This is a genomic window from Nonomuraea gerenzanensis, from assembly GCF_020215645.1.
Classification (GTDB): domain Bacteria; phylum Actinomycetota; class Actinomycetes; order Streptosporangiales; family Streptosporangiaceae; genus Nonomuraea; species Nonomuraea gerenzanensis.
On the sequence record NZ_CP084058.1, the window covers coordinates 5,328,308 to 5,342,010 of the forward strand.

The following is a 13,703-nucleotide window of genomic DNA, read 5'->3' on the forward strand; positions in this document are numbered from 1 at the left end:
CGCGACCGCGGTTATGCCCCCGCGAAATCAGGACTTTCGGCCTCAACCTCGCATGGCTACGATCGGGCACCGATCACCCGCACGGGGATCATTCATGTGGGCTGCACCGATCGGCGAGGAGAGGGTCCTGCACGTGACTGGATGGGGCAGGAGCAGACGACGACGGGGCGAAGCCGTGGACGAAGGAGGAGAGCCGCGGGGACCGGCCGGCGTCAGGCGGCTGAAGCTGCGTACCGTGCTGCTCATCATCGTGCTGGTGCCCAGCCTGACCTTCACCCCGCTGCTGGCCTCGGGCATGAACCAGCTGTTCAGCCAGTGGCGGGCGGAGCAGGTCCAGATGGACCTGGCCACCTCGCTCGTCGGCAAGCCGGCGTCCGAGCTGTTCTTCACCCTGAACACCGAGCGCAGGCTCACCGCGGAGCTGCAGGCCGGCCTGCGCCGCAGCGCCGCCGACGAGCTGACCACGCAGCGCGCGGCCACCGACCGGGCGATCAAGGCCTTCCTGCCGCTGGCGGACCTGGACACCGCCGACGGGCCCGAAGGGCTCACCGCCGCCATCACCCGCACCACGGGCAGCCTCGGCCGCCTGGCCGAGCAGCGCCGCGCGGTGGACGCCGGATGGGCTGCCGCGCAGAGGTCGTACGACTACTACAGCGGCGTCATCGAGTCGGCCATCGGCGTGCTGACCGTGCTCAGCCAGACCGACGAGGGCGAGGTCAACAACAAGGCGCGGCTGCTGGTGGACCTCTTCTGGATCGTCGACACCTTCGGCCGCGAGGACGCCCTGCTGGCCCGCGGCTGGGAGAGCAAGCGCCTGACGACGGAGGAGTACCGCCTGGTCAGCGGCGCGATCGGAGCCAGGAGGCACCTCCTGCAGAGCCGGGTGCTGCCGAACCTGACGGGCAACGAGACCCGGTACGCGGGGCTGATGAACAGCCAGGCGTGGCAGACTCTGACCGTCCTGGAGGGCCAGTTCGTCACGCCCGCCGGCAGCGGCGTGGCCGGGCAGGTGACCCTGCGCGGCAACCGGTCGATGTGGCGCTCCTCGGCGGACGCGGTCACCCAGCAGGTGGTGGAGCTGCTGCGGCTGCGCCTGGCCAACGTCACCGCGATCGGCTACGGCCACGCCGACATGATCTTCACCGTCTTCGTCAGCATCAGCAGCGTCGGCCTGCTCGCGCTGGGCCTGGTCATCTTCACCAGCTGGCGGCTGACCAGGACCCTGCGCCGGCGCATCGACCACCTGCGCCAGGACGCCCACGAGCTGCAGGAGCGGCTGCCCGACGTGGTCGCCAGGCTGGAACGCGGCCAGGACGTGGACGTGGACGCCGAAGCCCACATGATCGAGCCCACCCAGGACGAGCTCGGCGAGCTGGGGCACGCGCTCAACCTGGCCCGCCGCAGCGCCGTGACCACCGCCGTGCGGCAGGCCGAGCAGCATCGCGGCTTCCAGCGCATGCTGCAGCGCATCGCCCGGCGCACGCAGATCCTCATCGGCCTGCAGCTGAAGAAGCTGGACGAGCTGGAGCGCAAGCACGAGGACCCCGAGGTGCTGGAGGGCCTGTTCGACCTGGACCACCTGACGGCCCGGCTGCGCCGCTACGAGGAAAACCTGGTGATTCTCGGCGGCGGTCAGCCGCAGCGGCGCTGGCGCAGGCCCGTACCGCTGCTCGACGTGCTGCGTGCCGCCCAGGGCGAGGTGCAGGACTACCGGCGGATCTCGATCGACGTCGAGGGCACGCCGTGGGTGGCGGCGCGCGCCGTCGGCCCGCTGGTCCACGTCCTGGCGGAGGTCATGGAGAACGCCACCACCTTCTCCAAGCCGAACACCCCGGTCGAGGTACGGGCGGCGCCCGTCAGCCGGGGCGTGGCCGTGGAGATCGAGGACCGCGGCCTGGGCATGGAGCCCGAGCAGTACGCCGCGGCCAACGACCTGATGGCCGCACCGCCCGAGCTGGACGTGATGACCCACGCCGAGGACGCGCGGCTGGGCCTGTACGTGGTCGCGCGGCTGTCGGCGACCCTGGGCCTGCACGTCGAGCTGCGTTCCTCGCCCTACGGCGGCACCCGGGTCATCGTGCTGCTCCCGGAGACGATCGTGGTGGAGGCGCCGCCGCCGGACCCCGAGGAGCCGGTCCTCCAGGTCGCGGCGGTCCGGGAGCCCGGCCCCGCGCAGGACGTCCCCCACGAGAACGGGCAGTTGCCGGCGCGCTCCAGGGGACGCGCGCTGGCGCAGGTGACGGCCCCGGCCGGCACGCGGGAGCCGGACGACGAGCCGCGGGGCCGCGCGCCGCTGCCCCAGCGGGTCCGCCAGGCCAGCCTGGCGCCCGAGCTCAGGGTCCCGGCGGAAGCGGAGGAAACGCCCGGACAGGACACCGGGCCGCTTCGTGATCAACCACGCCGATCCGGTGCCACAATCGGTGCGTTCCAACGGCAGTCCCGCCGGCGCCGGACCGGTGACGACGCCTACCCCACGCCCCCGGACGCGGACCCCGAGCCCGGTACCCCTACGACGGAAGATCGATGATGACGCAGCGAACCACCGCCACCAACGCAGACCTGGACTGGCTCCTGGACCGCCTGGTCAATGAGGTCGCCGGCACCCGGCACGCCATCGTGCTGTCCGACGACGGCCTCGTGCTCAGCCGGTCGCGGACCATCGAACGCGCCGACGCCGAACGCCTGGCCGCGATCGCCACCGGCCAGCAGAGCCTGGCCCGCGGCGCCGGGGCGCTGTTCGGCGGCGGGCCCGTCCAGCAGGTCATCGTCGAGCTGGCCGAGCTGTGGCTGTTCATCACCGCGGCGGGCCGCGGCACCCACCTGGCCGTCGTCGCCTCCCAGGAGGTGGACGCCGAGGTGATGAGCGAGGCGATGCACACCCTGATCCAGCAGGTCGGCCAGAAGCTGGGGACCGGCGCGCGCACCCCGGTGACCAGTGAGCCGGGGAGATCAGGATGAAACACTGGACGGAGGACTTCGACGACGACACCGACGAGCCCCTGGTCCGTCCCTACACGATCACCGGCGGCCGGACCGCCACCCAGCGCGACGACCTGACGCTGATCACCATGGTGTCGGCCGCGGCGCCCGCTCCGCCGTCCAGGCGCGAGCTGCGCAAGCTGCAGCCGGAGCACCACACGCTCCTGGACCTGTGCCGGCGGCCACTGGCGGTGGCGGAGCTGGCCTCCGCGCTGCACCTCCCGGTCTCACTGACCAAGATCCTCATCGAGGACCTCATCGAGGCCGGCCACCTGCGGGCGCAGCCACCGCTGGCCTTCGCCCAGGAGAGCAGGCTTCCCGACATGACAATCCTGAAGGCGGTACGGGATGGGCTACGCAACCTCTGAGCACGGGGCGCAGGCTCCCCTGGCAGTCAAGATCCTCATCGCCGGCGGGTTCGGCGTCGGCAAGACGACGATGGTCGGCTCGGTGAGCGAGGTGCCGCCGCTGCGAACCGAGGAGTACCTGACGCACGCCAGCGTCGGCGTGGACGACCTGGAGGGCCTGAGCGGCAAGTCCACCACCACCGTGGCGCTGGACTTCGGCCGCATCACCATCAACGACCAGCTCGTGCTCTACCTGTTCGGCACCCCGGGGCAGGAGCGCTTCTGGTTCATGTGGAACGACCTGGTCAACGGGGCGCTGGGCGCCGTCGTCCTGGTCGACACCCGCCGGCTGGACGTGAGCTTCGCCTCCATCGACTTCTTCGAGAACCGCGGCATCCCGTTCGTGGTCGGCGTCAACTGCTTCCACGGGGTCAGGGACCGCACGCCGCAGGAGATCCGCGCGGCGCTCGACCTCGACCCGCAGGTGCCGCTGGTGCTCTGCGACGCCCGCGACCGGAAGGCGGGACGCGACGTGCTGCTGACGCTGATCGACCATCTGATGGCCGTCCAGGAGCGGAGCACCCCGCATCCCGTTCCGTGACCGGCCGGGGGCGGCGGCGGGTTCAGGCGCGGCCGTTGGCCGCGCACCAGCCCGCCCAGGTGGTGGCACCCTTGCCGAGCTGCTTGTTGTAGAAGGAGGTCCAGGAGTTCTCGCTCGGCCCCGGCGCGGCGGGGGAGGACTTGTAGAGCGGGTGGTCGGCCTCGATCTCGGCCCGCAGCCACGGCTCGACGGCGGCGTAGGAGCCCAGCGACCAGCTACGGGCGTGGTAGGTGAGCTGGCCGCGCACCTCCGTCTCCGGCAGGCACATGAACGGCGCCCACGGGCTGGTCCGCGCCCAGCTGATCTTCGTCTTCATCGCGCCCTCCGGCACGCCCGGCTCGGTGCGGGCCGCCACCTCGCGCTGGTCGACGGAGAAGTCGAACATCTCCTGCGCGGCGTAGACGCCGCCGACCAGGCCGAACTGCTCACCCAGGGTGGTGGCGAAGCTCGTGCGCACGGGGATGTCGCTGGTCCAGACCGTCTCCTCGTGCAGGCGCTGCAGCGGCGGGCCCGCGTAGGAGGGGGTGATCGTGAACGGGCCGAAGTTCACCGTGTCGTTGTTGATCGGGATGACCGGGTACGTCTTGCCGTCAATCGGGTTCTTCCACTCGCGCAGGATGCGCTGCGGGTCCGCCGGGTCGGTGTAGAAGACGATCTCGCGCGAGAGCTGGTAGAGCTGGTTGGTGTCGGGCACCCGGTACAGCCGCCGGATGTTGTAGCCCTCGATGTTGAACAGCTTCTGGCCGTGCCGCATCGCCGGGTCCAGGCTGTTGCCCTCGATGTTGGCGTACACCGAGCCCGAGATCCGGAACACCATGTCCTTGCCGTCCGGCCGCCCGAAGGTCTGCAGGGACAGCTTCCCGCTGGTGTCGGTGACCGTCGCGTAGACCGGTCCGGGCGCCGTGGGGCTGACAGCGTCGTCCTGAGCCGCCGCGCCGGGGGCGCCGGTGCTGAGAAGTAAGGCGAGCGGGGCCAGCAGCCCCGCCAGACGTTTTGTGATCACGTACGGCCTTCCGTGCCGATGAGGAACCGAACAGCGCCATATGTGATCATGTCGCCCGAAGGCTTGTCCACTCCGGGCCCCGCGAACGGCCTGCGCGCCAGAGGACCTGCGGCACCGGGCGACCCGGCGCCGCAGGCCCTCACAGGGCGCCGGCGAGGCTCACATCTCCAGCCCGGCCGGATCCATCACCGGCCGCACCTCCACGCCCGCGCCCCGGCCGCGCGCCATGGCGGCGGCCAGCTCCACGGCCCGCTCCCTGCTCTCGCAGTCGAGCAGGTACTGGCCCGCGACGTGCTGGACGGCCGGCAGGTACGGGCCCTGGCTCACCTCCACCACGCCGTCCCTGACCCGTACGACGGTGCTGATGGACGGGTCGGCCAGCGCGTGGGCGCCGATCAGCTCGCCCGACCGCCCGGCCAGGGCCAGGATCCGCTCGTGGCCGAGGGCGTCCCCCGGCCCGTCGGACGCGCTCGCGTAGACGTTCAGCAGAAACTTCACGAGCCGTCGGCCGTGCCCGCGAACACCACCGGCCGCACCTCGATGCCGAGACCCTCCACGCCGGCGTCGGGGATGAGCGCGGCCAGCTCCAGGGCCCGCTCCCGGCTGTCGCACTCCACCAGATAGTAGCCGCCGAGGAACTCCTTGGCCTCCAGGTACGGTCCGTCCGTCACGACCGGGACACCACCGCGGACCCGCACCACGGCGCTCTGCCCCGGGTCGGCCAGCGCCGCGGTGCTGATCAGCTCACCGGACTTGGTGATGGTCTCCATGAAGCCGCCGTGGCCGCTCATCACCTCGTTGCGCTGCTCCTCGGTGAGCCCGTCCCAGACCTGCGGGTTCTGGTGCATGATCAGTAGAAATTTCATGTCATCTCCTTCGATGGCCGGGCGGCACCCCCGTGGGCGCCGTTCACCATGAGGTCGGAACCGGTGGCGGGTTCTTGCCGTGGCGGGCGCAAAAATCTTCTCGCCGCTCCGACCTCCTGCCGGAGTGGGTGTTCCCGCCCACCGGCTACGAATGGAGCATACGAATGAGCCTTCCCCGTATCGGCGTCACCCTGCCGCAGGTCAGCCCGTACGCGGGGCCCGAAGCCGTCGTCACGGTCGCCCAGGCGGCCGAACGGCTCGGCTACCACGCCGTGGCCGCCAGCGACCGGCTGCTCATCCCCGCAGGCCCGCACTGGAACAACGACGCGGGCCTGCCGGAGGACCACGTCTGGGAGTCGCTGGAGCTGCTGGCCTGGGCGGCGGCGCACACCCGGCGCATCCGCGTGGTCACCGGCATCCTGAACACGATCTTCCAGCCGCCCGTGGTGCTGGCCCGCCGGCTGGCCACGCTCGACCGGCTCTGCCAGGGGCGGCTGGTCGTCGGCATCGGGCAGGGCGGCGGCACCCGGCTGCCGCCGTTCTACATCCCCGAGGAGTTCACCGCCGCGGGTGTGCCCGCCGGCCGCAGGGGCGCCGGGTTCGTCGAGCACACGGCCGCGATGCGGGCCTGCTGGGCGCCCGACCCGGTCGAGTTCGAGGGCGAGCACTACCGGATCCCGCCGTCCAAGATCGGCCCGAAGCCGTGGCGCGGCAGCATCCCCCTGCTGTTCGGGGCGATCGCCCGGCCCACCATCGAGCGCGCCGCGCGCCTCGGCGACGGCTTCATCACCACCGCCGTCGACTGGGACGACACCCGCACCCAGGTCGGCTGGTACCGGGACGCCGGCGGCACCGGCACCGTCGTGGTGAACATCATCCCGACCACTCCCGGCGAGCCGGTCTCGCCCGCGGCCTTCACCGGCGCCGTGCTGGCCCAGCTCGACCGGGCCGTGGCCGTCGGGGCCGACGAGACGCACATCGCGCTCCACCTGCTGCCCATGGGCGCGGCGGAGCAGGCCGAGCTGATCGAGGCGCTCGCGGCCAAGCTGGGCCTGCCCGCGGAAGGGGCCGGTGACGCCGCGTAAAAGGCGTTGATGGCCGGCCCGGTCCGTGCGACGGTGGCCATCGAAGAGGGGAGCTGATCGATGAGATCGTTCACCGGAAAGATGGCCGTCGTCACCGGCGGCGGCGCCGGCATGGGCCGCGAGCTGGTCCTGCGGCTGGCGGCCGAGGGCTGCTCGGTCGCCGCTTGCGACCTCGACGAGGCGGCCCTGGCCGGCACCGCGGAGCGCGCGGCGCCGGCCGGCGGCGCGCGGGTCACCACGCACCTGTGCGACGTGTCCGACGAGGACCAGGTGGCTCGCCTGCGCGACGAGGTGGTCGAGCGGCACCGTACCGGGCACGTCAACCTGCTGTTCAACAACGCGGGCGTCGGCGGCGGCAGCAGCTTCTTCACCAGCCCGCGCGCCGAGTGGGAGCGCACGTTCGCCATCTGCTGGGGCGGCGTCTACAACTGCTCGCGCGCGTTCATGCCGCTGCTCGTCGCCGCCGACGAGGGCTTCCTGGTCAACGTCAGCAGCGTCAACGGGTTCTGGGCCGGCGGCCCCGGCATGCCGATGAGCGCCTACAGCGCCGCCAAGTTCGCCGTGAAGGGCTTCACCGAGTCGCTGCTGGCGGATCTGCGGATCAACGCGCCGCACGTACGGGTCGCGCTGGTGATGCCGGGCCACGTCGGCACCGAGATCCTGATCAACTCGCGCCGGGTGCACGGCAGCGCCGACCCGGAGGACATGACCGCCGAGCAGCTCGCGGACGCCCGCGCGCTGGCCGCCGCCATCTCCGGCGTTCCCGCGGGCGGGCTGAGCGACGAGGCGGTCCGCGCGGCGGTCAAGGCCATGGGGGAGACGTTCCGCGACCACGCGCCGCTGTCGCCCGCCGAGGCCGCGGCGATCATCCTCGACGGCGTGCGCGCCGGCACCTGGCGCATCCTGGTCGGCGACGACGCCCGCGCCCTCGACGCGGCGATGCGCGCCGACCCGCTGGACCTCTACCGGTCCGACAGCCCGACCCTGGCGAAGCTGTTCGGCGACCGGTGGCCGCCCGGCGAGTGAGCGCCCGCGCCCCTCGCCGGGCCGCCTGTGCGGGTCGGGTGCGGGTCAGGTGCGGAACGGCCCGGTGACGCAGTACGTGATGCCGCCCGACGGCGACCCCGACGTCCCGCGCTGGGAGGAGAAGTACAGCCGGTCACCCGCCGGGCTGAAGGCCGGCCCGGTGATCTCCGACGCGCTCTGCCCGTTGATGCGCAGGAACGGCGAGATCCTGTCGTCGGGGGTGATCAGGCAGATCTCCATGTTCCCGCCGTCCTCGGCCACGTAGAGGTCGCCGGAGGAGGAGCCGGTGACGTTGTCGACGCCGGTGAGCGGCGGCGTGCCGGGGCTGACGAGGCTGTCGTCGTAGGCGAGCTCGTAGGTGCCGGAGGCCAGGTTGACCTGCCACACCCGGTTGTCGCCCTTGGTGGTGAACCAGACGGTGTCGCCCGCGTAGTGGCAGCCCTCGCCCCCGTTGAAGGACTTCGACCCCGCCACCTGGCTGCGCGTGGCCGTCGGCGAGCCGTCGGGGTCGGGTACGTTCGCCCAGGTGAAGGAGCCCGAGGTGGCGGAGCCCGCCATCAGGACCTGAAGGGTGCCCGACGACAGGTCGCCCCACGTCGTGGGGACGAACCGGTAGAACCGCCCGTCGGTCTCGTCCTCGGTCAGGTAGATGACCCGCCGTACCGGGTCGGCCGCGGCGGCCTCGTGCTTGAACCGGCCCATCGCGGGGCGCTGCACGGCGGTGCCGCCGAAGGGGTGGGTCTCGTAGACGAAGCCCCGGCTGACCTCCTCGCATGACAGCCAGGTGTTCCAGGGCGTCTTGCCGCCCGCGCAGTTCGTCCTGGTGCCGGACAGGATCCGGTAGGCGGAGGTGACGTTCCCCGAGGCGTCGAAACGCAGGGCCGAGGCGCCGCCGCCGGGGTTGATCTCGGAGTTCGACACGTAGATCCAGCCGCTGCCGTCGGCGAAGCACGCACCGCCGTCGGGGGCGTTGTGCCAGGTGTAGGAGGTGCCGGGGACCGTCTGGCCGGAGCGGGCGATCACCCGGCTGGTGAAGCCGGTGGGCAGGTGGATGCCGTTGGCGTCGGCGGCCTGCAGCGCGCCGTACGGGCCTGGGGCGTTCTGGGCGGGCGCGGCCAGGGCCGCTCCCTGCCAGAGACTGCCGGAGAAGGCGATCGTGCCGGCGCCGAGCACCGAGGCGCGCAGGAAATGGCGGCGTTCCATCGACGAACCTCCTGAGTGGGGGGTGCAGCCTCGCCGACAGTAAGTCGAGCACATGGACACCGATCTGTCAGGAAAGTTAACGACATAGGTGTGCTGCACCACATTCCGGTGGGTTCGCCGCATTCTGCGGGTTCGCGAAGACGGAGACCCGCCGACCGGTGACCGAGGCCGGACTTCGGCCACCGGTGAACCGCTCGGCGGGATCACTGCCCGGCGGCCGCCTTCAGCTCGCTGATCTGGATCTTCTGCATGCCGAGCATGGCCTTCATCACCTGCTGCGCCGTGTCAGGATCCGGGTGCTGCAGCAGCTCGGGCAGCTGCCTCGGGATGATCTGCCAGGACAGGCCCCACCGGTCCTTCAGCCAGCCGCACCGCGACTCCTCGCCGCCCTCGGTGAGCCGGGCCCACAGCTCGTCCACTTCCTCCTGCGACTCGCAGTCGACGTACAGCGAGATCGCGTCGTTGAAGGTGTGCTGCGGCCCGCCGTTCAGCGCCAGGTACCGCTGGCCGGCCAGCTCGAACTCCACCACGAGCGCCTGGTGCGCCTCGCCCTGGCGCTGCACGGACACGATGCGGGAGTCGGGGAACAGCGAAGTGTAGAAGGTGGCGGCCTCCTCGGCCTGGTGGTCGAACCACAGGTACGTGGTGATCTTCTGCATGGCGGGTCCCTCCTCAGGGGGTCGTTCGTCGTCCTACACCGATGCGTCGTACGGGCTGAGCGCGGATCGACACGATCCCCGGAAGAATCTTCTCCGGATCGCCGTCAGCCGAGCACGGCGCCGATCGCCGTCATGATCGGGATGGACAGACCCGTGGTCAGCAGCACCGCTCCCCGGGCCAGGCGCCTGCCCGTGTCATAGGTGACGGCGTAGACGTAGATGTTCTGCGCGGTGGGCAGCGCCGCGAACAGCGTCGCCGCCAGCAGCTGCGTGCCCTCCAGGCCCAGCGCGAAGCGGGCGGTCACGTACGCGAGCGCGGGCTGCGCGAACGCCTTGAGCGTCACCGCCAGCGCGATGTCCTTGCCGACGCCGCCCTCCTCGGGGGCGGCGGACGCCTGGCGCGAGCCGTACAGGCTCAGGCCGTACGCCAGCAGCGCCACGGGCACGGCCGCGCCGCCGAGCAGGTCGATCGGGCGCATGACCGTGACCGGCAGCGAGACGCCGCTGAGCGCGAGCGCCAGGCCGAGCAGCGAGGCGACCGTGAGCGGGTTGCGGAAGGGCAGCAGCAGCGCCGCGCGCGGCGAGCGGGAGCCCTTGTCGAGGATCAGGAACGACACCGGGGTCAGGACGAGGAGCTGGAAGAGCAGGATGGGCGCGACGAGGGCGGCGTCGCCGAGCACGTACAGCGAGATCGGCACGCCCAGGTTGCCGGCGTTGACGTAGGACGAGGCCAGCGCGCCGATCGTGGCCTGCCGGGTCGTCCGCCGCCAGGCCAGCTTCGCCACCAGCACGAACACGAGCTGCGTGACCGCCACCGCGATGACCTCGGTCAGCAGCACCGGCGAGAGCAGCGCCCCCAGGTCGGCCCTGGACACGGTGGCGAACATCAGCGCCGGGGTCGCCACGAAGAACGCCAGCCGCGACAGCACCAGCTCGTCACTGGTCCGCAGCAAACCGATGACGCCGATGACGTAGCCGAGCACGGCAACCGACACCAGAGCGGCGAACGCCGCAACAACCCCCGACAACCCATTCCCTCCCAAACTGGACGTTCGTGAGGCTATCTGAGGTAACCGGACCGGTCCGAGCCCGGCTCACCGGCATAGGACACCCGGGAGGGGGTAAGCCCGTCGTACGGCGCTGACCTGGGGAAACTTCATCATGTGCGGGCGCCGAGAGCACCACGGGGCAAATGGGGGGTTCCCGGTGACCATTGACGAACCGCGTACTGACGAGCCGTTGACGTCCGCCGTGGCGACGGTCCGGCCGTCGAGCAAGGGCCGCATCATCGCGAGCTGGCTGTCGAGCACGGACCACAAGGTCATCGGCTACATGTACCTGATCGCCTCCTTCATCTTCTTCTCGCTGGCCGGCGTCATGGCGCTGCTCATCCGGGCCGAGCTCGTCCATCCCGGCCTGCAACTGGTGAGCAACGAGCAGTACAACCAGCTCTTCACCATGCACGGCACGATCATGATGCTGCTGTTCGCCACCCCGCTGTTCGCCGGGTTCGCCAACGTGATCATGCCGCTGCAGATCGGCTCGCCCGACGTGGCCTTCCCCCGGCTGAACGCGGTGAGCTTCTGGCTGTTCCTGTTCGGCGGGATCATCGCGGTCAGCGGCTTCCTGAGCCCGTCGGGCGCGGCCAGCTTCGGCTGGTTCGCCTACACGCCGCTGTCGGACGCCGTCTTCTCCCCGGGCATCGGCGGCGACCTGTGGGTCATGGGGCTGAGCCTGGCGGGCGTCGGGACGATCCTCGGCGCGGTCAACTTCATCACCACGATCATCTGCATGCGGGCGCCGGGCATGACGATGTTCCGCATGTCGATCTTCACCTGGAACGTGCTGCTGACCAGCATGCTCGTGCTGATGGCGTTCCCCGTGCTGGCCGCCGCGCTGCTCGCGCTGGAGGCGGACCGCAAGGTCGGCACCCAGTTCTTCGACCCCGGCAACGGCGGCCCGATGCTCTGGCAGCACCTGTTCTGGTTCTTCGGGCACCCCGAGGTCTACATCATCGCGCTGCCGTTCTTCGGGATCATCACCGAGGTGCTGCCGGTCTTCAGCCGCAAGCCCATCTTCGGCTACATCGGCCTGGTCGGCGCCACCATCGCCATCGCGGGGCTGTCGATGACCGTCTGGGCGCACCACATGTTCCCCACCGGGCAGGTGCTGCTGCCGTTCTTCTCCTTCTTCACCTTCCTCATCGCGGTGCCGACGGGGGTGAAGTTCTTCAACTGGATCGGCACCATGTGGCGCGGGCACCTGAGCTTCGAGACGCCGATGATGTTCGCGATCGGGTTCCTCATCACGTTCCTGCTCGGCGGCCTGACCGGCGTCATCCTCGGCTCACCGCCGCTGGACTTCCACGTCACCGACACCTACTTCGTCGTGGCCCACTTCCACTACGTGGTCTTCGGCACCGTGGTGTTCGCGATGTTCGCCGGGTTCTACTTCTGGTGGCCCAAGATGACGGGGCGCATGCTGCACGAGGGGCTCGGCAAGCTGCACTTCTGGCTCCTGTTCGTCGGCTTCCACCTGACGTTCCTGGTCCAGCACTGGCTCGGCGTGGCCGGCATGCCGCGCCGCTACGCCGACTACAGCGCCGCCGACGGCTTCACCGACCTGCACCTGGTCTCCTCCATCGGGGCGTTCGTGCTGGGCGCCTCGACGCTGCCGTTCCTGTTCAACGTCTGGTACACCGCGCGCAGGAGCAGGCGCGTGGTCGTGGACGACCCCTGGGGGTTCGGCAACTCGCTGGAGTGGGCCACCTCCTGCCCGCCCCCCCGGCACAACTTCACCAGCATGCCCCGCATCCGTTCCGAACGGCCCGCCTTCGACCTGCACTACCCGCACGCCGGCGGGCAGGCGGCGGAGTGACGGCGTGGACGGCCTGTCACCCCAGGAGCGGCTCGTCCTGGCGGCGATCGAGCTCGAACTGCGGCACAACGGGGAACGCCTGGCCAGCCGGCTCAGCGAGTTCAACGAGCGCGCCGAGCGGGAGGGCCCGCGCCGCTTCTGCGACCACGTCAGCCGCGCCGAGGTGGCCGTGGTGGGCGTCATGGTGCTGATCCTGACCGGGATCGTCACGCTGGTGATCGTCACCTGCAAGTGAGGACTCCGGGCCCGGACGGCGTGGCGAACCGGCTGAGGTGACCGGGCTACCCCTCCAGCGAGGTGGCCCGCCGCCCCCCGGCGAACGACACCCGCCGGTACCACTCGTTGCCCAGCAACTGCGCCCGCGCCCGCTCCGGCAGCGACGTCAGCAACGTCATCGACGCGCCGCGCCCCACCTCCGACTCGTGCGCGTGCATGGCCGCCCACTTGCGCTCCGCCCACGCCGACACGTCCAGGTGAACGGCGATCTCCTCGTCGGGCACGCCCAGCATCGCCTGCCCCGGCTCCGGCGGCGCCCCGAACACCTCCTCCCACCCCGCCACGGCCACCGAGCGCGGGACCGTGGCCAGGTAGACCGCCCGTGGCCGCCACGGATCGCCCGTACCGGGATAGAGCTGGTCGTACCCGGCCGCCTCGACCGCCGCCAGCGTGACGCGGTGGGCGTGCACGTGATCCGGATGGCCGTAACTGCCGTAGCCGTCGTAGGTGAGCACCACGTCCGGCCTGACCTGCCTGATGTGCTCGACCAGCCGCCCCACCGTCTCCTCCAGCGGCACGTCCACGAAGCGCGGCGCGCCGGGCGCCGACTCGGCCTTGCCCGCGTCGGCGTATCCGAGCAGCCGCGGGGCGCCCGCGCCGAGCAGGTCCAGGGCGCGCTCCAGCTCCGCCGCGCGGTGCGTGCCCTTGGCCCAGGTGCAGGTCACCACGGCGGTCCTGGCGCCGGCGTCGGCGTACCTGGCCAGGGTGCCGCCCGTCCAGATCGCCTCGTCGTCGGGATGCGCGTGCACACACAGCAGACCGAAATCCATGTGGATCAGGC

General features: G+C 71.1%; 15 protein-coding genes. 8 read left to right on the forward strand and 7 right to left on the reverse strand.

Features of this window, described 5'->3' with window-relative positions; translation table 11 throughout:
• Positions 1–175: 175 nt before the first annotated feature.
• The 4 genes from LCN96_RS24970 to LCN96_RS24985 are packed head-to-tail and all read left to right on the forward strand — an operon-like array spanning position 176 to position 3,927.
• On the forward strand, positions 176–2,527 hold the full coding sequence (locus LCN96_RS24970; RefSeq protein ID WP_225275307.1) for a sensor histidine kinase: 2,352 nt from the start codon (positions 176–178) through the stop codon (positions 2,525–2,527).
• Positions 2,524–2,958 carry a roadblock/LC7 domain-containing protein gene (locus LCN96_RS24975; protein ID WP_404823973.1) on the forward strand — a complete coding sequence of 145 codons (435 nt, stop codon included), beginning with the start codon at positions 2,524–2,526 and terminating at the stop codon, positions 2,956–2,958. Before LCN96_RS24970 ends, LCN96_RS24975 begins: the two co-directional genes overlap by 4 nt.
• Positions 2,955–3,347: a DUF742 domain-containing protein gene (locus LCN96_RS24980; protein ID WP_225275308.1), complete on the forward strand. Its 393-nt coding sequence runs from the start codon at positions 2,955–2,957 to the stop codon at positions 3,345–3,347. Before LCN96_RS24975 ends, LCN96_RS24980 begins: the two co-directional genes overlap by 4 nt.
• A complete protein-coding gene (locus tag LCN96_RS24985) occupies positions 3,328–3,927 on the forward strand; it encodes a GTP-binding protein (protein ID WP_225275309.1) in 600 nt (199 codons plus the stop codon). Before LCN96_RS24980 ends, LCN96_RS24985 begins: the two co-directional genes overlap by 20 nt.
• 22 nt (positions 3,928–3,949) lie before the next feature.
• Here LCN96_RS24985 and LCN96_RS24990 read toward each other — a convergent pair whose 3' ends face one another.
• From LCN96_RS24990 to LCN96_RS25000, 3 genes are all read right to left on the reverse strand, one after another.
• A complete protein-coding gene (locus tag LCN96_RS24990) occupies positions 3,950–4,744 on the reverse strand; it encodes a DUF1838 family protein (protein ID WP_225275310.1) in 795 nt (264 codons plus the stop codon).
• 345 nt (positions 4,745–5,089) lie between these two features.
• Entirely contained in the window at positions 5,090–5,428 is a 339-nt protein-coding gene (locus LCN96_RS24995) for a YciI family protein (protein WP_225275311.1), read from the reverse strand.
• A complete protein-coding gene (locus tag LCN96_RS25000; protein ID WP_225275312.1) occupies positions 5,425–5,796 on the reverse strand; it encodes a YciI family protein in 372 nt (123 codons plus the stop codon). Before LCN96_RS25000 ends, LCN96_RS24995 begins: the two co-directional genes overlap by 4 nt.
• A 164-nt stretch (positions 5,797–5,960) precedes the next feature.
• On the opposite strand from LCN96_RS25000, the gene LCN96_RS25005 reads away from it, so the two are divergent.
• A complete protein-coding gene (locus LCN96_RS25005; RefSeq protein ID WP_225275313.1) occupies positions 5,961–6,881 on the forward strand; it encodes an LLM class flavin-dependent oxidoreductase in 921 nt (306 codons plus the stop codon).
• Between the two features lie 60 nt (positions 6,882–6,941).
• Complete coding sequence (locus LCN96_RS25010) at positions 6,942–7,907, forward strand: SDR family NAD(P)-dependent oxidoreductase (RefSeq protein ID WP_225275314.1); 966 nt, start codon at positions 6,942–6,944, stop codon at positions 7,905–7,907.
• 45 nt (positions 7,908–7,952) lie between these two features.
• Here the strand turns inward: LCN96_RS25010 and LCN96_RS25015 are convergent, their stop codons facing one another.
• The 3 genes from LCN96_RS25015 to LCN96_RS25025 form a co-directional block, all read right to left on the reverse strand.
• A complete protein-coding gene (locus LCN96_RS25015) occupies positions 7,953–9,110 on the reverse strand; it encodes an alkaline phosphatase PhoX (RefSeq protein ID WP_225275315.1) in 1,158 nt (385 codons plus the stop codon).
• 203 nt (positions 9,111–9,313) lie between these two features.
• Positions 9,314–9,769: a VOC family protein gene (locus LCN96_RS25020; protein WP_225275316.1), complete on the reverse strand. Its 456-nt coding sequence runs from the start codon at positions 9,767–9,769 to the stop codon at positions 9,314–9,316.
• A gap of 104 nt (positions 9,770–9,873) precedes the next feature.
• Positions 9,874–10,797, reverse strand: coding sequence for an AEC family transporter (locus LCN96_RS25025; protein WP_225275317.1), 924 nt, complete (start codon positions 10,795–10,797; stop codon positions 9,874–9,876).
• Positions 10,798–10,975: 178 nt separating this feature from the next.
• On the opposite strand from LCN96_RS25025, the gene ctaD reads away from it, so the two are divergent.
• A complete protein-coding gene (gene ctaD / locus LCN96_RS25030; RefSeq protein ID WP_404823974.1) occupies positions 10,976–12,646 on the forward strand; it encodes an aa3-type cytochrome oxidase subunit I in 1,671 nt (556 codons plus the stop codon).
• Positions 12,647–12,650: 4 nt separating this feature from the next.
• Entirely contained in the window at positions 12,651–12,881 is a 231-nt protein-coding gene (locus tag LCN96_RS25035) for a DUF3040 domain-containing protein (protein WP_225275318.1), read from the forward strand.
• Positions 12,882–12,927: 46 nt separating this feature from the next.
• Here the strand turns inward: LCN96_RS25035 and LCN96_RS25040 are convergent, their stop codons facing one another.
• On the reverse strand, positions 12,928–13,692 hold the full coding sequence (locus LCN96_RS25040; protein ID WP_225275319.1) for a PIG-L family deacetylase: 765 nt from the start codon (positions 13,690–13,692) through the stop codon (positions 12,928–12,930).
• Between the last annotated feature and the right edge of the window lie 11 nt (positions 13,693–13,703).